The organism is Rossellomorea aquimaris TF-12 (genome assembly GCF_001648555.1).
Classification (GTDB): Bacteria; Bacillota; Bacilli; order Bacillales; family Bacillaceae_B; genus Rossellomorea; species Rossellomorea aquimaris.
The window spans coordinates 308299-328133 of sequence record NZ_LQXM01000030.1 but is presented as its reverse complement, the minus strand read 5'-3'; the positions used below and the strand labels follow the sequence as shown (position 1 = coordinate 328133).

Below are 19835 nucleotides of genomic sequence, written 5' to 3'. Positions count from 1 at the left end.
GAACGGAATTTGTCTAAACGTGTACTCTATTTTCCAGCACATCGGTGTGTTTTGTTTTTCCTCATATTGGTTAAATGGAAGAAAAGAGGTGAGAGTGGATGAAGACAAATGTCTTTATTAGCGGAGGAGGCATAGGTGGTCTTACACTAGGCCTGAAATTAGCACAATGCAACATCGATGTAACAGTTGTAGAACGTCTTCCAGGACCGAGTTCCATATATAAGGGTGAACTCTTACAGCCGAAAAGCTTGGAAATTTTTCAATCTCTCGGCGTAATAGAAAAGGTTTTTGAAAATGGACATTCAATAACCGATTTAGAGCTCATTGAATTGAAGAGTACCAAGAGTTCAGCAGAGAATTCCACAATGAGCTATTCTATTTTACCAAGCGACTACCCTTTTTCATTAATGATTCACCATGAAACCCTAAAAGAAATCCTTCGTGAAAAAGGGGAGAGATATCCTTCGTTTCATTATAAAGCGAATACAGTTTGTCAAAAAATAAATGGGCATACTGTGATCATTGAAGATCGAGATACAAAACACCAACAAGAGATAGAGTGTGATTTCATCGTTGGAGCTGAAGGAAGAAGCTCTGTTACTCGTGATTATATGGACATTCAAGTTAAGGAGAAGAAATATAATCACCATTTCCTAACGGTGACATTTCCAAGGCCAAAAGACATGGTAAAGGGAAGGATTGTCTCTACGTATCAATCGTTTCTCGGGTTATTTCCGTTACCAAACGATGAAGTGAGATCAGTGTACTTAATTCCAGCAGGAGAATATAAATCTCTTCGAAAAAAGCCAATATCCGAATTTCATAAGCTGTATATTGAAATGTGTCCGGACCTTGATGGGTATGTAAACCAAATTAAGGACTGGAAGCAAATTCAACTCATGGTTCCTTTAAAATACCATGCGGAAAAATATGTGATGGATCATTTAGCTCTGATAGGAGATGCAGTCCATACGGTTCATCCAATGGCTGGAGAAGGAATGAATATGGCTATTCAAGATGGAAGCATCCTTGGAGAGTTATTATGTGACATGTATGAGGAAAATAAATTAAATCCCGTTAATTTAGAGTGGTATCCAAAAGTGAGAAAGAGCAGGGTAGCACATCAAATGCATTTAAGTCACTTATCGGCTCTTGTCTACTCATATCCCTACCGACCAGTAGGGTGGCTGCGAAATAAAAGTCTTCAACGCATGGAACGCGACTCAATTTCCCAATTCAAGCAAATGCTCAATATTTCTGGTCTTGGAATGTGGAGAGAGACTCTTTATGATCGAATGGTTCAAGGTGGAGTATTACCAATTCGTACAAAGCCGCTATCGATAGAAGATAAACGAAAAACGACATTTACAAAAGAACAAGATTATCCCTGGAAAGGAAAGGAGGTCCTACAATGATTAAAGAAATGGTCAAGGTGTGGAGAGCAAGAACATGGATGAAGAAAAATGTCCCTTTTTTATATAGCTGGCACGCCTATGTAGGATATGAATTAGAGTTGTTTGAAAGCTTTAAAGAACCTTCATCTATACAAGAAGTGGCCATCGGAAAGAATATTGAAATGGATTTGCTGGAGCAGTGGGTAGAGGTTGGGATTACAATCAAGCACCTTAAACGGGTGGCGGATGAAAAGGTAACGACTCGAAACAGGTGGAAATTACCCACGTCAAAAAAGGATCCCCACTCCTCTGGAATCCTTCTAAAGGAAATGATGGAATTACATATTCCCGCTCTATTATCCTATCCGCAATTACTTCGAAACCAGACAAAGCAGCATTTCAACTCAGATCTACATGGATCCACCGTGGCAAAAACATCGATTCTATTAGAACGCTTCGCTTTTCCAAAGGTGCAAAAGGCTATCAAAAAATACAATGTGGAATCCCTGCTTGATTTAGGCTGTGGAGAAGGAGGATATATTAAGAGAATAGGAGATCGATATCCAACAAAGAGAATGGTAGGGATTGAGATTCATGAAGCCGTGGCAAAAGCAGCACAAGAATCTCTGGCGACCTATAAAAATATTGATATTTACAACAAAGATTTGCATGAATATGATCCTGAAGAACCATTTGGAATGATCATGGCCAACAATCTTTTTCACTATATCGATCCTACTGATCGACTCCAATTTTTCGAAAAGGCAGCGACCTGGCTTGAGCCTGAAGGAATATTCTTTGTCTTAACCCCCATGCAAAAATCAAAACATGGAAAACAATTTTCAAGTGCCTTTAACAGCTTTTTCATGACCTTTGAAAATTTATATCCTATCCCATCCCAAAAAGAGATGGAGATTCTAGCTGAAAAAACAAATTTCACAGTAGAGTCCGTTGAGCCTATTGTTAAAGAAGGCGGGTGGTATGTGTTGGTGTTTAGAAAGGGTTAATCTTACAGTTTTTTTCGATAAATCTATAACAACTTTCTTAGTGTGAGTTTTTTAATGTTCTAAAACATTCAACTTTCAGAAAAAAATTTTAATAGTCAGCGGTGGTAGATTTCTACCGTCACATTAAAGTCACTATTGCTCTGTCACGTGTATTCTTATTGATGGTGAGGGGAATTGCGTAGACTCCTGCGAAAGTACGGGCGTGCCGAGACCCCGAAAAGCGGAGCAGTTCCCCTCACCATTCAGAACATCCTAGTTGACAGAGCCTTTGTTTTAATAAATCCTACAAATATTTTTAACAAACCATGATATTCTCTCATCCTATTAGGGTAAAAATAAGAAAAGAAGATAAGTGAAAGTGGAGGAGAGCCAATTGAATAGAAGAGAAGTATATGATTGTATCGGGGTTGGAATCGGACCCTATAATTTAAGCCTAGCAGCCCTAATGGAAGAAAAAACGGATCTTAAAGTACGGTTTTTTGATCAAACACCAGAATTTCAGTGGCATCCTGGCATGCTCATTGACCTAACCGATTTGCAGGTGCCGTTCATAGCAGACTTGGTGACGTTTGCTAATCCACAAAGCAAGTATACGTATTTAACCTATTTACATACACATAATCGTTTATATAAATTCTTCTTTTTCCATAAGTTCGAAATGCCTAGGCAGGAGTACAATGACTATGCTCGATGGGTAGTCAGTCAGCTCGACAATTGTCAATTTGACAGTAGAGTGGTAGGGGTAACGGACGAAGGAGATTGCTATAAGGTAGTCATTCATAATCGCCTAAAGGATGAAGAGGAAGTGTATTATGCTAAACATGTCGTCATGGGAACGGGAAGCAAACCGTTGATTCTAGAAGGAATGGATGGACTCCCAGATGAAGATGTGCACCATACAAGTCAGTATCTTTTTCACAAAGATCATACACTAAAAAGCTCCTCCATTACGATTGTTGGATCAGGTCAAAGTGCAGCTGAAGTGTTTTATGACTTGTTAAAGGAGCAAAAGGATCACTCCTATCAGCTCACATGGCTCACTCGTTCAGAAGGGATTTTACAGCTTGAATCCTCTAAGCTTGGACAAGAATTCTTTGCTCCAGACTATGTGGACTATTTTCACTCCCTTACATATAAAAAACGAATGGAAGCTTTGGAAACATTAGATCAGCTCCGAAACGGAATAGACCAGGATACGTTGAACAATATTTATAATATCCTTTACAACCACTCTGTTAGCGAATCGAAGCCTAACATTACGATTCAACCTCTTACAGAGGTAAATAAGATTCGGAAGGAAGAAGGTAAGTATGTCTTAAGCTGCAGACAGTGGCAGGAAGACAGAGATTTTTCGTACCTTTCTGAAAAGGTCATTCTGGCTACGGGCTACAAGCCAAATATTCCAACCTGGTTTTTTGAAAACTTTAAGGACAGAATCGTCTGGGAGGATGAGAAAAAATATAAGGTGACGAGAGATTATAAATTGGTTTTTAAGGAGAACGAGGACCGAGATCATCATTTTTATACCGTCACCAATTTAGAGCATTCCCATGGGGCAGGTGCTACAAACTTAGGCTTAGCCGTGGACCGAAATATTCAAATCATCAACGATATTGTAGGAGAAGAAGTATACCCGAATCAAAGAGATACGATCTTTTCACAATTTACGATGAAAGACAGTTGAGATGTTTGAACTCATGTTAGCAGGGTAATTTTTAAGTGAGAACAATTTCAATAATCTTACAAATAGGAGTGTTTTATGAAATGGCTAAAATAGCATGCTTACTAACAGATATGTTTGAGGATGTGGAATTTACAGATCCAGAAAAAGCCCTTAAAGAAGCAGGACATAGTGTGATCACGATTGAAAAGAAAAAAGGAAAGAGTGTAAAAGGAAAGCAGGGAGAAGCGAAGGTTACCATTGATGAAAGCATTGATAACGTTAATCCGTCTGACTTTGATGCGTTGCTGCTACCAGGAGGGTTTTCACCGGATCAGCTCCGTGGGGATGATCGCTTCGTGACCTTCACAAAGCATTTCATGGACGAAAAAAAGCCAGTGTTTGCAATCTGTCACGGCCCTCAGCTACTTATAACGGCAAAAGCATTAGAAGGAAGAAAAGCAACAGGGTTTAAGTCTATTAAAGTAGACATGGAGTATGCTGGAGCAACCTACGAGGATAAAGAGGTTGTTGTATGCGGGAACCAGCTTGTAACAAGCAGAACTCCTGATGACCTCCCTGCATTTAACCGTGAATCTCTAGCGTTACTTTCAAAATAAAAGGAAGGGGACATTCCCCAAGAGGTAAAAAGATACCTTGGAGGGAATGTCCCCATTTTTTCTTATTTGCGCAGCTTTCCTAGTTCTTCGATAATGGCTGTCATTTCACTTGGACTAAATCGATCCTTTCGATCCACCATGACATAAAGGTCATGAAGATCTTCATACATTTCTTCGTCGAAGTGTTCAGGCTTAATCGCCCCGGCATTGACAACGTTCAGCTTTTCTTTGATGGAAGTAATCATAAATTCTATATTTTCTGTTGTATTTTGTGATAAATCCATTTGGACATCTTCCTTTCCTTCACCGTTTTAACTATTCTCATCTTTCCATGATTCACTCACCGTGTCAACTTAACATGATGGGGATTTTTTTCAAAGGATGTTTTACAATATAAAGGAATGGGAACTTATTAGTTAAGATTGTTCTAATGAAGGAACTTTAGCCATCATTACAGAACTTAATAAAGTATGAAATAAAATAAAGCAGTCTATTTTCTGAAGGAGGGTAATACATATGGGAAGTAATAAATTTTTTAAAGGAATTGTGTTTGGAGCAATGGCCGGGGGGCTTCTATCTCTTCTGGATCGGACAACTCGTCAAGAAGTAGGGTCTACCTTAAAGAACAGTGGCCAATACATTTCTACCTACTCGAAAAATCCAAAACAGCTTGTGGATTCTTCAAGAGAAGTGTACGAAAAGTTAAAGGTTACAGCTGATCAAGTCAGCAAAGATATTCAATTCATTTCAGAAAAAGTAGATGAAATCAAAGGGATGACGCCTCAGGTGAAAGAAATCATTGAGGAAACAAAGGAAACCTTTGAAGACTCTTCAGAAGCTTATAAAGATACCTTTACGGAAAAAGAAACAGCCAATGAACTGACAGGGGAGAACGAAGAAAGTCAGCCTGTCACATCGTCGTTTAAAGGATATTGATGAAAGAGGTGAAAGCATGTCAGATGAAACCGTAAAAGGAGGATGGAAAGGTTTTTCAAAAAGTCTATTCTCCAATATAAGTGCCAATGATGTAACAGGCCTTGCTGCGCAAATTGCCTATTACTTTCTTCTGTCACTCTTTCCCCTTCTTATTTTTCTAGTGACACTATTGCCTTATCTTCCTGTTGAACAAGGGGATGTACTGGGAGTTGTAAGAGATTTTGCTCCAGGGGAAACCATGAAGATGATTGATGAAACCTTACAGGACGTCATGTCTAATCGGAATTCCGGACTATTATCCATCAGTATCATCGCCACAATGTGGTCTGCATCCAATGGGATGAACGCCATTGTAAAAAGCTTAAACCGAGCGTATGACGTATCAGAGACAAGGTCATTCCTTGTTACCAGGTTCATGTCGATCCTGTTAACCCTGGCGATGATTTTAGTGTTTGTCATTGCTCTTTTACTACCGGTATTTGGAAAACAAATTGGAATTTATTTATTTTCCCAATTCGGTTTTTCTGAACAATTCCTAACGGTTTGGAATGGTATTCGCTGGGCAATCAGTCCAATTATTCTCTTCATTATCTTTGTTGGTCTGTACTTTTTTGCTCCAAGTAAACGAATCAAATGCCTAAGTGCTTTTCCAGGTGCAATCTTTGCTACATTAGGATGGGTACTCGTATCCTTGGCTTTTTCCTTTTACGTAGGAAGCTTTGGAAACTACTCAGCAACTTATGGAAGTATTGGAGGAATCATCGTTCTGATGATCTGGTTCTATCTAACGGGAATCATCATTATGATCGGTGGCGAAATCAATGCATTAATTACAATTAAAGAGAATGATTCATGTTAAAATGGGGAAATCACTCCCCGAACATATAGGTTGTCTTTATTGGGGAAGATTCTATTAAGAGTTGTTAATAGGTCTTCTTTTTTGTTTGATTTAAAAAGTAAAAAGAGGTGTCCACGCTTGCTAATTGCTGCAATGATTGAACGTTTAGGAATTATTGTGACCATTGCCTTTGTTATGACAAGGATTGGTTTTTTTCGAAATTTAATTGATCAAAGAACGAACATGAAAAAATCTCAAACCCTTTTAATTATCTTGTTATTTGGTTTCTTTGGAATTGTCGGTACATACACAGGGTTAATCGTTAATCCATTTCAAGAAGAATATACGAAGTGGCAATGGCACTTGCAGGAAAATGAAGCCATCGCCAATTCCCGAGTGATTGGCGTTGTAGTAGCAGGTCTTCTAGGAGGACCATGGATTGGAATTGGAGCTGGAATCGTCGCTGGGGTCCATCGCTTTTTTCTAGGGGGCTTTACAGCACTCGCTTGCGCCATTTCAACCATCATAGCAGGCTTAATGGCCGGCTGGATTGGGAAGCGTGAGAAAAAAAGCAGACTTGTATCTCCCCAGAAAGCATTTATCGTTGGGTTTATAGCAGAGGGAATACAGATGATCTTAATTCTCCTTATTGCTAAGCCCTTCGATGATGCATACTTATTGGTTTCTAACATTGGCTGGCCCATGATTATCGCCAACGGGATCGGCACTGGTATTTTCCTGCTCATCATAAAAAGTGTTTTTCATGAAGAAGAGCGAATGGGAGCTGCACAATCACAGAAAGCCCTGCGTCTGGCAGACAGTACAGTCAAATATATGAGGAAAGGCTTGAATGAGACAAGCGCACAGGCAACATGCCAAATTCTCATGAGGGATGTTGATGCCCTTGCCGTATCCATTACCAATACCACTCACATATTGGCTCATGTTGGACTAGCTTCAGATCACCATCAACAAGGACGTCCCATCCAAACCGAAGCAACCAAACGAGTCATTCAAACGGGAGAATTAATGAAGGTGGGAAGAGAAGAAATTCAATGTGATCGAAACGACTGTCCCCTCGGAGCTGCCATCATGGCACCACTGCACAAAGGAGATGAAATAGTCGGGTCATTGAAGTTCTATTTCCATTCAGAAAAAGAAATTACACCGATTTTAATGGAGTTAACAAAAGGAATCGCAACTTTGCTCAGTCACCAGTTGGAGTTAGCTGAAATTGATTACCATAAAGAACTCGCAAAGGAATCAGAGGTAAAGGCGTTACAAGCTCAAATCAGTCCTCACTTTTTATTTAACACTATTAATGTCATCGTGTCCCTTACCAGAATAAATCCGGATAAAGCAAGAACCCTATTGATTTCCCTTTCTCAATTTATCCGCCAGAACCTGACAGGAAGCACAAAATCCACCTCTACGTTAAAAGAGGAATGTCAGCATGTGAAAGCCTATCTGGCAATTGAAGAGGCAAGATTTTATGACCGTTTACATGTCGAATACAAAATAGATGAAGAAGCATTACGCACAACGGTCCCATCCATTACTTTACAGCCACTGGTAGAAAATAGCATCAAACATGGAATGAAGAATCAAACGGAAGGATTTCAATTAACGATTTCGATCATTGCTGAGAATGACATAGTCGTTGTAAGAATAGAAGACAACGGAGATGGAATGGAACCCAGTCGCTTAGAAAAAATTCTTCAACAGCCATTAGAGTCAACATCAGGAACTGGCATTGGCCTTTACAACGTAAACAAACGATTAGAAATGCTAAAAGGAAAAGAAGCAGGACTGCTCATACAATCAAGTAAAGGAATGGGAACAGCCGTTCAATTTTCCATCAAGAAAGAAGGAGTGAACCACATTGAAGATCGCCATCATTGATGATGAACCATATAGCCGGGAAGAAATGAAGCACCTTCTAAAAAAATACTCCTGGATCGAGGTTGTAGGAGAAGCAAGCTCAGCAGAAAAAGGCTTGGAAATCATTTTAACTAAAGAACCAGACGTATTATTTCTAGATATCGAAATGCCTGGTATGAGTGGTGTAGAACTAGCCGAAACGCTACAAAAAATGAAACACAAACCAGAAATCGTCTTCGCCACAGCCTATCCAGATTACGCCCTAAAAGCATTTCAAGTCGATGCCGTTGATTATCTGGTCAAACCCTTCGATGAAGAACAGCTCGACAAAGCAGTGGAACGATTAAAGAAAGTAGTCCATTTCGAAACAAAGGAAGAAACAAAATCATTAGGCAAACTGGCCGTTCAAGACGAAGATAAAATCGTCTTTATCAAGCCCCGTGACATTCTCTACATAAGTCGAGAAGAAAGAGAAACCTTCATCTGTACAGAAAAGAAAAAATACACATGCCGACTAACCATCAAGGACCTTGAAACAAAATTAAACACCTATCCCTTTTTCCGGGTCCACAAAAGCTACCTCGTCCAGCTTCCATATGTAGAAGAACTCATTCCCTGGGGAAGCGGCGTGTACCAATTAAAGGTTCATGGAGCAAACGAAGCTATACCTGTTAGTCGGAATTATGTGAAGGAATTGAGGGAGAGGTTGGAGTTGTAGGTCTGTTGGAGTTGTTGTTGTTGGTGGTGGTGGGGGTGCCAGGTACCAAAGTGGGTAGATGTGCCAGGCACAAAAGCCAACATTTGTACCAGGCACCAAAGCGAAGAAATGTACCAGGCACAGAAACCAACATTCGTACCAGGCACCAAACCCTTGAAATGTACCAGGCACCCTCCTAACCCCCACACGTCATCCCCACCTCCCAACATCTTAACCCGATTTTGGGACATGTTAAACAGAATGTGTCGAATGTGTGAATGCAGTTGATATAATGTAAGCGTATTCACAAAAGAACGAAAGGGGATCATCATCATGGTCACATTTCTGGTCTCAATTGCATTATTAGTTATTGGTTATTTCACATATGGAAAATTTATTGAAAAGATATTTGGTATTAATGAGGGACGTTCGACTCCGGCTTATGCGAAAGCGGATGGGGTGGATTACGTACCGATGGACACGAAGCGAAACTCGATGATTCAGTTATTGAACATTGCAGGGGTGGGTCCAATTTTTGGTCCGATTATGGGAGCTTTGTATGGTCCCGTTGCGTTTCTTTGGATTGTACTTGGAGCTATTTTTGCAGGAGCGGTTCACGATTATTTAACGGGTATGATTTCCATTCGTAACGGTGGGGCTCATTTACCTCAGCTTGCAGGGAAATTCCTTGGTAAATCTATGAAGCATATTGTAAACGCATTCTCGATTCTTTTATTAGTGTTAGTAGGGACGGTTTTCGTTACAGCACCTGCTACATTAATTTCTAATTTAACACCGGCTTGGGTTGGTTTAGGGGTTATTCTTGCAGCCATCTTTATTTATTATATTGTAGCAACCCTTCTTCCGATTGATAAAATCATTGGTCGTCTCTATCCGTTTTTCGGAGCACTGCTTGTTGTGAGTGCCGTTGGAATTGGAGCAGGATTGGTGATTACAGGAGCGGACATTCCTGAAATCACTCTTAGCAATATGCATCCTGATTCTGTTGCAATTTTCCCATTATTATTCTTAACCATTTCATGTGGAGCACTTTCAGGTTTTCATGCAACTCAATCTCCAATCATTTCTAGAACGACACAAAATGAAAAGAATGGACGTAAAATTTTCTACGGTATGATGATTTTAGAAGCAATTATCGCTATGATCTGGGCAGCAGCAGCTATGAGTTTATTCCAACCAGGCGAGCTGAATGCCATTCTTAAAGAAGGCGGACCAGCAGCGGTTGTGAGTGAAGTTTCGATTCTAATGCTTGGATCGGTTGGAGGAACGTTAGCGATTCTAGGTGTTATTATTCTTCCAATCACATCTGGTGATACATCATTTAGAAGTGCACGTATGATCATTGCGGATTACATCAAAGTAGGACAAGCAAAGATTTCAAGTCGTTTATGGATTGCCTTACCACTATTTGCGATTTCCTTTGTTCTAACAAAAATTGATTTTAACCTTTTATGGAGATACTTCTCATGGGCAAATCAATCAACGGCTATGATTGCCCTTTGGGTCGGTGCCATGTATTTAGCCCTTCAGAGGAAGCCTCACTGGGTGGCGACAATTCCAGCGGTGTTCATGACCATGGTAACCTTTACGTATATTTTAAGTGCACCAATCGGATTTGGATTATCTATGACGGTGGCTTATGCAGGCGCAACTATTGTTACGATCGGTGCTATTCTTGCTTTTATTTCTACAGTGAAAAAACGTTTGAATGCTGGTGTAGACATTATTGTCGACGAGGAAATAGCCGCATAATGGAAAAGGGTTTTCCGGAAATTACCGGGAAACTCTTTTCTTTTTTGGTGCAAAATAAGAATGCTTCACCAACGATCAGTTTTCCTTGCTTACACCATTCAATAGGAGTGATTCAACGTGACAAAGAAAACGAAAAAAGACGGCGGAACAAAGCAAAACAGCAAACACAAACCAAAAAACAAAACCTCCAGCTCTGCAAATGGGCAGAATGGATATCACTAGTAGGTAGAGACCAATCCCTTAGAGGGTTGGTCTTTTTTTTGGTTGCTTAAGGAACATTTGAATTATCCAGATGTTTTCTGTCAACGCTTGTATTATAATGAAAAAGAGTCAAAAAATAGTTGTCTCAGAAGGAGATTACATTATGTCTAATAATAATGATCAAACAATACAGCCGGAAAAAAAGAAAATCAGCCTGCAAGAAGCGATGAAGCAACAGCTGGCTAAGAAGAAAGAAGCACAAGGCAAAGGAAAGCAAGCGAACAATGGCCAGGCTTCAAACCAGCGCATGCAAAGTCAGCAAACGAAGAAGCCTAGCAATACTCGTCGTAAAATGGGTAGCTAATCATGACAGGGAAGAGAAGAGTGCTGAGGAGCGCTCTTTTTTTGTGTCGAAAAATGTAGAATGGCAGATATATAGAGTTTTTGGAACGTAAATTTTAAAAATGGAATGAAAAATGAAATTTTGGAATGTAAATCAAAAATATGGAACGTATTTCACCAAATCGGCAGGAAAAATAAAATCAAACTTTTTCCCCCTAGCCTCGTCAAAAGTATACAAGGGAAGTAGAGCAGAGGTGATGACACATTGAGGGATAACCTTAAGCAACCAATCGAAAGATCAAAAGATGAATTACTAGAAAACGTCATGAACGAATATGGCAATGAGGTGTTGTATCTTGCCTATTCATATGTGAAGGATTACGGCCTTGCTGAGGATATTGCTCAAGAGGTGTTTGTGAAGTTTTATCAAAAATATGATGAGTTTAGAGGCGAATCTTCCCTTAAAACGTGGATTATACGAATTGCCATTAATCAAAGCAAAGACCATTTAAAGAGGTGGGACACGAGGAAAGTTTTAATTTCGAATAAGGTAAGTGAATTGCTCAAGGAGCGGGATATCCCTGAATCACTTGCTATACAAAATGAAAGCAGCAAGGAGCTTCATGCTCATTTATTATCCTTACCTGTAAAGTATCGAGAGGTATTATTTTTATACTATTATGAAGAGCTGAAGATCAATGAAATAGCTGAATGTTTACATATCAATGCAAATACAGTGAAAACCCGATTGAAAAATGGAAAACGGCGATTACATAAAATGTATCCGAAAGGGGGGCATCAGGATGGATAGGGAGCTTCAGAATCAGATCAAAAAAATGACGGAGGAAGGGTTAAATGGGTTTGAATTTACCCATCAAATGAAGGATGAGGTACGGAAAAAGGTATCCCAAAAGAACAAAAAGGAGTACCGACGTCGATGGTATGCCCCTTTTGTAAGCTTTGGGATTATACTGGTGATTGTCCTCATTTATGGTTTGGTAAAGGGCGAATTTAACCCGTTCCCTGGTGATGAAGTGAAGGAAGTCACTAGGGGGTTCGACGAGGTTGAAAACCTGGAGGATTTCGAGTCATTTTATAAAAAGGTTAAAAATAAGAAGAAAGCGGAAATCAAGGTTATCTCTTTTGGGATAGAGGGCCAGGAAGGGATTCACCATGTTCGCTTCGATGGTAATAATTTCGACCTTACCTTTAAGGTTGATGGGGATTTCATTGGAAAGCATGAGTGCGAAGAGTTGGAGTACGGTGAAAATCGTGATTATGGAAAGTATGTACTTCAAGGATGCAGGAAAGAGAAGGATGAAATGGCGACGGAAATCACACTACTCACGGTCCCGTTTATTGTGGATCATGTGTTTGCAAAAGGACAAGTGATAGATAAAGAAGTCATCGGTGAAAAGCATTATGTTGTAATGGATATTCGTACACCAAGGAAGTATGCTAAAAAGAGTGACTTCATTAAAATCGAGGTAAGAAATAAAGTCTTATGGGAACAAATGAACAATGGGGAATTTTATAATGTGCGTTATGGGTGGAAGCTTGAAGATGACTTTATTTTATCAGAGGCTGAAAAAGCTGAAAATTAAACATTTACACAAAAATGGTAACATGATAATATAGTAAAAATTAACAAAACGCGATGACGAGAAGATTAGATGGCTGAATTCTTTACAGAGAGCTCCGGTAGCTGAAAGGGAGCAAGAGGGACGTTGTTGAACCAAGACTCTGAGCAGCACATTGGAACTAAATTGGTGATGATGTGACAGGAGCTCCTGTTATAGAGCTAGGGTATAAGCTTATTTTTGCCGTACCCGAAAAGGTTAATATGGTGACATATTAATAAACTGGGGTGGCACCGCGATACAAATCTCGCCCCCAAGATGAATGTCTTGGGGGTGGGATTTTTTTATTGGTTTAATCATATCGCGGGAGGAATTCACATGAAAAAAGGAAAATATCCATTGTTACTGTTGCTCGGAATCGGAATATCGAATGTGGGGGCATGGATTTATCTTATCGCTCTAAACTTAATTGTCCTGGATGAAAGTGGTTCAGCTCTTGCTGTTGGTATTTTATACGTTTTAAAACCATTAGCAGCTCTTTTTACAAACAGCTGGGCAGGAAGTGTTATCGATCGAATGAACAAACGTAATGCAATGGTAGCTCTGGATTTGTTTAGGGGAGCATTGATCGGGACATTGCCATTCATCTCTTCTATGGAATTGATGTATGCCGTTGTATTTATCATCAATATGGCAAGTGCCATGTTTTATCCTACATCTATCACGTATATGACGAAGCTGATTCCAGCAGAAAGCAGACAGCGTTTTAACGCACTTAAAACACTGATCGGTTCAGGTGCTTTTCTTATAGGTCCAGCCATTGCAGGGGTATTATTTATCATTGGGACCCCTGTATTTGCTCTCTATATGAATGCTCTGGCATTAATTTTGTCGGGAATGATCACATTGCTTTTGCCTAATCTTGATACAGAGCATACCGCAGGCAATACCGTTTCCATTGAACTTTTAAAAAAGGATTGGCAAGTAGTATGGAGCTTTAGTCTTCGTCATACCTATGTGATGCTCATATGCTTTTTATTCAGCCTTATGCTGGTGATGACAGCAGCGGTGGATTCCCTTGAAGCTGCTTTTTCAAAAGAAGTTCTTTCCCTTTCAAACAGTACGTACGGGTATCTTGTCAGTATTGCTGGAGGTGGATTTGTCGTCGGGTCCATTGTGAATACTGTATTTGTCAAAAGGCTTCAACCTTCATTGCTGATTGGAATCGGCTCTGTTATGGTTTCGGCTGGTTATGTGGTGTATTCGATTTCAAACGGATTCACATTAGCAGCGATAGGAGTCTTTGTTTTATCCTTTGCCCTCGCCTTTGCTAACACAGGCTTTCAAACCTTTTACCAAAATAACATCCCTGTGGAGATCATGGGGAGAGTAGGGAGTATATATGGATTGATCGAGGGAGTGCTCGTCATCATCACGACTATATTGATTGGAGTTTTAGCCCACCTGATCTCCCTTGAGACCATGGTCATAACCGGTTGTTTAACAATGTTGATTGTTACCATCATTCTTTGTTTTTACAGCTTGTACCCAAAGAAATTAAATAACGGAATTTTATGGAAAATAAATGTATAAAGGTTACAATGAGAATAAGGGAGTGAAGCTATGAAAAAAATATCCAGCATGTTTCTTGTGATGATGCTTCTATTAGGAGCTTGTAGTGAGGAAGATTCCACTCAATGGTTTGATACAAAAAAAGAAGCCATTGAATATGGATTAAATAGTGAAGTAGAGGATTCCACTGCTAAAACAGAACTTCTATCAACAAAAGAGGTCGAAGGGGAGACCCTTGTTTTCTATTCGCGAGACGGTTCTCTATGGGTGGCTAGTATAACTAAAGGGGAAAAAGGTTATAGCTGGTATAGAAGTAGTCCTGGTCATGGCTTCGAAGGAGAAAGCAACTTCACAACAGTAGGATTCGATTACATCACAGAGTCCGGTCTCAAAGTTCCCATACTCGCAGGCAAAGCCTACGACTACACCATCGAAAAAATACTCCTTTCCGGGGACGGACCTCAAAGAGAATTAAGTATTTCAAAGGATTCACGATTATTCTATGCAATCCATGATGGGGATTTCGTGAATCTTGAAGTGAATCCCGTTATGTCCGGTGAATAAACAGTGATTGACACATATAAGAAATCTCTATATAATCATCTAAAATAGTTGAAACAATGCCGAGGATTAGTAAAATGATCTTGTCTTTTTAGAGAGGGAGCCGTGTGGTGAAAAGCTCCTACTGACAACCGTTTGAACCTGCCTCTAAGTTCTGATTTATCAGCGGTTCAATACCGTTATCATGTATGAGAGTAAAGCTTTGCTTTGAATTAGGGTGGTACCGCCGGAAATGGTCCCTAATGAGAAGTAGGGCTTTTTTTATTTTATAAAAAAGAGGTGCTTACAATGGCAAAGGAATTTGTGAAAAATGTAACGGGAATGAAGGAAGACTTCGCCCAATGGTATACTGATGTGGTTACGAAAGCAGAGCTTATTGATTACTCAAGCGTGCGAGGCTCCATGATCATTCGACCTTACGGGTACGCCATTTGGGAAAATATTAAGAATGCTCTGGATGTAAAAATTAAAGAAACAGGCCATGAAAATGTGTATATGCCATTGTTTATTCCTGAAAGCCTGCTCCAGCGAGAGAAGGATCATATTGAAGGCTTTGCACCTGAAGTAGCATGGGTGACACATGGTGGAGAAGAGGAGTTAGCTGAACGATTATGCGTCCGCCCAACGTCAGAAGTACTGTTTGGTGAGCATTACAAAAACATTATTCATTCCTATCGAGATCTGCCTAAGCTATACAATCAATGGGCCAATGTGGTTCGGTGGGAAAAGACTACACGTCCATTTCTTCGCACACTGGAATTTTTGTGGCAGGAGGGACATACATGTCACGAAACCCATGAGGATGCACATGAAGAAACCCTGAAAATGCTTGAGGTATATGGAGAGCTATGTGAGGAATTACTTGCGATTCCTGTTATCAAAGGTCAAAAAACGGAGAAAGAAAAGTTTGCAGGTGCAACATACACCTATACCATCGAAAGCTTAATGCATGACGGAAAGGCCCTTCAATCAGGAACATCCCATCACTTAGGAGATGGTTTTGCCAAAGCATTTGGCATTCAGTTCACCGATCGAGAAGGAAAGCTCCAATATGTACAGCAAACATCCTGGGGATTCACGACTCGAATTATCGGAGCCATGATTATGGTCCACGGTGACGACAGAGGCCTCGTCGTACCACCAAGAATTGCTCCGACTCAACTGATGATTGTTCCGATTGCTCAACACAAGGAAGGGGTTCTCGATTTTGCTTATGCCTTAAAAGACCAGCTGTCTTCTGTTGCTCGAGTCGATATCGATGCAAGTGACAAGAAGCCAGGCTGGAAGTTTAATGAATACGAAATGAAGGGAATCCCATTACGACTTGAAGTAGGACCACGAGACATAGAGAATGGTCAAGTTATTCTGGCAAGAAGAGATACAGGTGAAAAGATTACTGTGCCAGTAAGTGAATTAGAAGAAAAAGTAGCCGAATTGCTAACCGACATCCAAATTCATTTATTGGAAAAAGCAAGAGATCATCGGGAAGAACAAACGACCGTAGCAAAAACTTTCAAAGAGTTTACAGAAACCATTCGAACCAAGGGCGGGTTCGTCAAAGCCATGTGGTGTGGAGACGAAGCTTGCGAGGATAAAATCAAAGAAGAAACAAGTGCTACGTCAAGATGCATACCGTTTGCACAGGAGTCTCTTTCTGATACGTGTATCTGCTGCGACAAAGAATCGAAGCATTTGGTATATTGGGCGAAAGCATATTAAAAGGATCTTTCCGGAAGGGATATTCTAATGTTAAGCTTATCGTTGATTTCTACACTAAGTTGATTGGTGAGGAAATCAATTATTACTCGTTTTTTCAATACCAACAAAGTTTACGAAAACAGCTTTAAAAAAAGATCTGGTTCTTCCCACCTTTTTCTAGGATAAGTCGTCTATTTACCGATTGTTTTTAATAAACATAGGTAAAGGAGGCGATTATATGGAAGTGGAAATCATCTTTGTTTTATTTATGCTATATGTAGTAATCAGCCTTTGGGTCATTCATGCCAAATTGAACACCATCACTGAGCACGTGAAACGTCAGGATGAAGACTTCTTAACCGATGAGCAGATTGAAAAAGAATTAGAGGAAGAATGGGATGAAAAGTAGGTTCCTGGAGCGTTTCTCAGATGAGGAACGCTCTTTTACATCCATGGTATACTTTAGTCATAATCAAACGGAGGGGAGCGGTGTCCCATGAACCATAATGACTTAACGATTGAAACAGAACGACTAATCGTAAGGCCCTTTGTAAAAAGAGATTACCAGAATTGGCTCCATGAACATCTTAATAGACTTCCATCTCAGCATAAATATGATATAGGGTATCAGGATATGAGTGAGTGCACAGAATACTGGTTCAACGAAATGATTGATAAGCATAATCAGATGATCGAAAACGATCAGGTATACATCTTAGGAGTGTTTTTGAGAAAGGGTGGAGCCAACATTGGTACCATTGATTTCTCTACTCTCATGAGGTACAACTTCCAATGGGGTAGAGTTGGGTACATATTACACAACAGCTACTGGAGCAGAGGGTACGGGAAAGAAGCGGTGAAAGCGGCCATTCAATTAGCACATGTGAAAATCAATTACCATCGAATCGAGGCTCATATTAACCTTGATAATCTTCCTTCTATTAAACTGGCAGAAAGCATTGGGATGAAGTATGAGTGTACCAGGAAAGGCTTCATTCATGAGCAGGGGAAGTGGACGGATAATCTTATTTACTATGTAAATGCAGAGGAGTTTCTATATTAATGCAAAAAAAAGACGAAATCATGAGGATTCCGTCTTTTCTTCTATTTTACAAGCCTTCAATTTTCATTTCTTTGACTGGTAAGAACGCTTCACCAGTATCTAAGTAGGTAACGTTAACCTTATCGTTCTCTTTTAAATAAATGGCAAGTAAGCTATTTTCAGATGAAACAATGTAGCTTTGACCGTTGTCCAGTAGGAATGAAACCGTAGTGTATTCACCGGCTTTTTCCTTGTAGACCCTGACGACGGTTCCCTTTACTTGCTTCTCTTCGGCCTTTGAGCTTCCGTCAACGCTGCTGCCGCCTCGTTGCAGGGCTGTTTTATACTGCTTTAAGGCTTGATTTGGGGTGTTGGCATAGGCTGAGATTTCTGGATTCGCTGCTGAAACGATAAAATAATTTTGCAGGAAGCCATTGGCATCCAATACAGGTGTTAACCAGCTTGCTTCACCGTAGAAGTTGTAAAGAACAGGCATTTCTCCGTCCCATTTCTTCTCGATGAATTTTTTCTGTATGATTTGCAGAGCTCCTTGAGAATCCATGTAAGACTTCTCTAAGTTTCCTGTATAGAAGGTGGCTTCACCTGTTCTAGAGTTAGTCAGTGAATACCCGAGCATGGAATCTACGCCTTCTTTAGGAGACGTGAAGTCCGTGAAATAATACATGTCGCCATTTTCGTCAAAAATAGGACTCACATTCGCTTCCGTTCCTTCATCAGAAGGAAGCTTTACATCCGATTTACCAAACTTGCTGTTCCAAAACCCTTGAACGTAGTTACCAAAATAACTGTTTTGTAAACTAACCGTGTCCGGTGATAAAGCTCCATCGATAAATTCTGGTACATCCTTTAGCGCATAGGATGTTGCCCCGCCATTTTTCGGATCTACCATCACGATTCCTTTTACTTCAAAACCGTTTCGAGCAGAAATAAACTCTCCATACGTGCGAATATAATAAGGCTTTCCATCATCATCAATTTCAAGCTGAACGTCACCATTAAAAATGTACGTTGGATAGCTCATACGAATATGCCGTTCAATTTTCTTATTAAAGTAAGCAGATGGTGTGTAGACCATTTCTTCTTTGATAAAGGTTGGATTATCAGACGAATCTGTGGCGCTCAAGGTGAAATACCCAGGTGTTTTATCTCCCTTAAACCATTTGAAAAATCCAGAGAATTCAACAGGAGCAATATATACATACTCCCCATTAACCTTTTGAATTTGCAAACGTCCAAGATCATAGTAACTCGTATTCGGTACCTGACCGAAGGACTTCTTCATTTTATTTCGAGCAAACTGTGGTGGAACACTGGCTGGTGTTTCACTTTCATCAAATGCTTCAATTTCAGTTTGAACCTCCATCTTAGCAGAATCATATTTTTCATCAGCATTAAAGACAAAGGCTGATAGAAAATAAGCTCCTACGAGAAGGCTGGCTAGAAACAGAGCACTCTTCACCAATCGTTCGACTCCAGTGGCAAAGGCAGCTCCCACTCCAGTAGCAAATATCAGTAAGATCCAAACCGAAGTGAAGTTTCGATCAAGATTTGTCACATAATAAAAAACAAATACGGCCACAAAAGATAATATTAGTGTGACAACCATGAACCCAATAAGCGGAGGATGCCCCTCTTTTTTACGGTCCTTTCTAGAGAGTGTTACAGGAACAATCAATAAGGCCATAACCAAGCCTACGATAACGGAAAATAATAAGATGTTACTCATGTCGATCCCCTTTCAAGGTTCTATTTCTATTTATACTGTATATACGTTTGGAAGGACGTCTAGGTTTCATTTTGTTTTTGTGGTGAGGTGTTTGAAAGGTTTTTGAGAGATGTTTGAGGATGTTTGAGGGACGGACCTCCAAGGAAACGGTGTGGATATTGTCGAAATTGGAAGAATGGCAGATATATTTGGATTTTGGCAGATAAAAAGAAATAATGGCAGATATATTTCAGGAACGGCAGATAAATTGAAAAGACGGCAGATATATCTCCGAAACGGCAGATAA

At 40.0% G+C, this 19835-nt stretch carries 19 protein-coding genes and 2 other annotated features; of the genes, 17 read left to right on the top strand and 2 right to left on the bottom strand.

Annotated elements, in window-relative coordinates:
* The first annotated feature begins 98 nt into the window (after positions 1 to 98).
* The 4 genes from IQI_RS18785 (at position 99) to IQI_RS18770 (ending at position 4681) form a co-directional block, all read left to right on the top strand.
* The gene (locus IQI_RS18785; protein ID WP_064094199.1) at positions 99 to 1415 is read left to right on the top strand and encodes an FAD-dependent oxidoreductase; all 1317 of its coding nucleotides are present in this window, start codon (positions 99 to 101) and stop codon (positions 1413 to 1415) included.
* The gene (locus IQI_RS18780) at positions 1412 to 2401 is read left to right on the top strand and encodes a class I SAM-dependent methyltransferase (RefSeq protein WP_064094198.1); all 990 of its coding nucleotides are present in this window, start codon (positions 1412 to 1414) and stop codon (positions 2399 to 2401) included. The genes IQI_RS18785 and IQI_RS18780 overlap by 4 nt, the downstream gene beginning before the upstream one ends.
* Before the next feature lie 373 nt (positions 2402 to 2774).
* The gene (locus IQI_RS18775; protein WP_064094197.1) at positions 2775 to 4085 is read left to right on the top strand and encodes a lysine N(6)-hydroxylase/L-ornithine N(5)-oxygenase family protein; all 1311 of its coding nucleotides are present in this window, start codon (positions 2775 to 2777) and stop codon (positions 4083 to 4085) included.
* A gap of 80 nt (positions 4086 to 4165) precedes the next feature.
* Positions 4166 to 4681 carry a type 1 glutamine amidotransferase domain-containing protein gene (locus IQI_RS18770; protein ID WP_064094196.1) on the top strand — a complete coding sequence of 172 codons (516 nt, stop codon included), beginning with the start codon at positions 4166 to 4168 and terminating at the stop codon, positions 4679 to 4681.
* Positions 4682 to 4743: 62 nt separating this feature from the next.
* On the opposite strand, the gene IQI_RS18765 is transcribed toward IQI_RS18770, so the two are convergent.
* The gene (locus IQI_RS18765) at positions 4744 to 4965 is read right to left on the bottom strand and encodes a DUF1128 domain-containing protein (RefSeq protein ID WP_064094195.1); all 222 of its coding nucleotides are present in this window, start codon (positions 4963 to 4965) and stop codon (positions 4744 to 4746) included.
* Positions 4966 to 5197: 232 nt separating this feature from the next.
* Here IQI_RS18765 and IQI_RS18760 point away from each other — a divergent pair, with 232 nt between their 5' ends.
* The 13 genes from IQI_RS18760 (at position 5198) to IQI_RS18700 (ending at position 17823) form a co-directional block, all read left to right on the top strand.
* Positions 5198 to 5617, top strand: a complete 420-nt coding sequence (locus tag IQI_RS18760) for a hypothetical protein (protein ID WP_064094194.1) — start codon at positions 5198 to 5200, stop codon at positions 5615 to 5617.
* A 16-nt stretch (positions 5618 to 5633) separates the two neighbouring features.
* The gene (locus IQI_RS18755) at positions 5634 to 6476 is read left to right on the top strand and encodes a YihY/virulence factor BrkB family protein (protein WP_064094193.1); all 843 of its coding nucleotides are present in this window, start codon (positions 5634 to 5636) and stop codon (positions 6474 to 6476) included.
* A gap of 117 nt (positions 6477 to 6593) precedes the next feature.
* Positions 6594 to 8357 carry a sensor histidine kinase gene (locus tag IQI_RS18750; protein WP_328585753.1) on the top strand — a complete coding sequence of 588 codons (1764 nt, stop codon included), beginning with the start codon at positions 6594 to 6596 and terminating at the stop codon, positions 8355 to 8357.
* Positions 8338 to 9054, top strand: coding sequence for a LytR/AlgR family response regulator transcription factor (locus IQI_RS18745; RefSeq protein ID WP_231893464.1), 717 nt, complete (start codon positions 8338 to 8340; stop codon positions 9052 to 9054). The genes IQI_RS18750 and IQI_RS18745 overlap by 20 nt, the downstream gene beginning before the upstream one ends.
* Positions 9055 to 9366: 312 nt before the next feature.
* Entirely contained in the window at positions 9367 to 10806 is a 1440-nt protein-coding gene (locus tag IQI_RS18740) for a carbon starvation CstA family protein (protein ID WP_064094192.1), read from the top strand.
* A 364-nt stretch (positions 10807 to 11170) separates the two neighbouring features.
* Positions 11171 to 11371 carry a hypothetical protein gene (locus tag IQI_RS18730; protein WP_064094190.1) on the top strand — a complete coding sequence of 67 codons (201 nt, stop codon included), beginning with the start codon at positions 11171 to 11173 and terminating at the stop codon, positions 11369 to 11371.
* Positions 11372 to 11614: 243 nt separating this feature from the next.
* Positions 11615 to 12160, top strand: a complete 546-nt coding sequence (locus IQI_RS18725; RefSeq protein ID WP_231893463.1) for a sigma-70 family RNA polymerase sigma factor — start codon at positions 11615 to 11617, stop codon at positions 12158 to 12160.
* A complete protein-coding gene (locus tag IQI_RS18720) occupies positions 12153 to 12953 on the top strand; it encodes a DUF4362 domain-containing protein (RefSeq protein ID WP_064094189.1) in 801 nt (266 codons plus the stop codon). Before IQI_RS18725 ends, IQI_RS18720 begins: the two co-directional genes overlap by 8 nt.
* A gap of 44 nt (positions 12954 to 12997) precedes the next feature.
* Positions 12998 to 13247: a binding site (T-box leader), on the top strand.
* A gap of 60 nt (positions 13248 to 13307) precedes the next feature.
* Positions 13308 to 14522 carry an MFS transporter gene (locus IQI_RS18715; protein ID WP_064094188.1) on the top strand — a complete coding sequence of 405 codons (1215 nt, stop codon included), beginning with the start codon at positions 13308 to 13310 and terminating at the stop codon, positions 14520 to 14522.
* Positions 14523 to 14552: 30 nt separating this feature from the next.
* Positions 14553 to 15065, top strand: coding sequence for a hypothetical protein (locus IQI_RS18710; RefSeq protein ID WP_064094187.1), 513 nt, complete (start codon positions 14553 to 14555; stop codon positions 15063 to 15065).
* Between the two features lie 47 nt (positions 15066 to 15112).
* Positions 15113 to 15306 (top strand) — a binding site (T-box leader).
* Positions 15307 to 15350: 44 nt separating this feature from the next.
* A complete protein-coding gene (proS, locus tag IQI_RS18705) occupies positions 15351 to 16781 on the top strand; it encodes a proline--tRNA ligase (protein WP_064094186.1) in 1431 nt (476 codons plus the stop codon).
* A 217-nt stretch (positions 16782 to 16998) separates the two neighbouring features.
* The gene (locus tag IQI_RS20745; RefSeq protein WP_156509952.1) at positions 16999 to 17169 is read left to right on the top strand and encodes a hypothetical protein; all 171 of its coding nucleotides are present in this window, start codon (positions 16999 to 17001) and stop codon (positions 17167 to 17169) included.
* Between the two features lie 87 nt (positions 17170 to 17256).
* Positions 17257 to 17823: a GNAT family N-acetyltransferase gene (locus tag IQI_RS18700; protein ID WP_064094185.1), complete on the top strand. Its 567-nt coding sequence runs from the start codon at positions 17257 to 17259 to the stop codon at positions 17821 to 17823.
* Between the two features lie 46 nt (positions 17824 to 17869).
* On the opposite strand, the gene IQI_RS18695 is transcribed toward IQI_RS18700, so the two are convergent.
* Complete coding sequence (locus IQI_RS18695; RefSeq protein WP_064094184.1) at positions 17870 to 19549, bottom strand: hypothetical protein; 1680 nt, start codon at positions 19547 to 19549, stop codon at positions 17870 to 17872.
* Between the last annotated feature and the right edge of the window lie 286 nt (positions 19550 to 19835).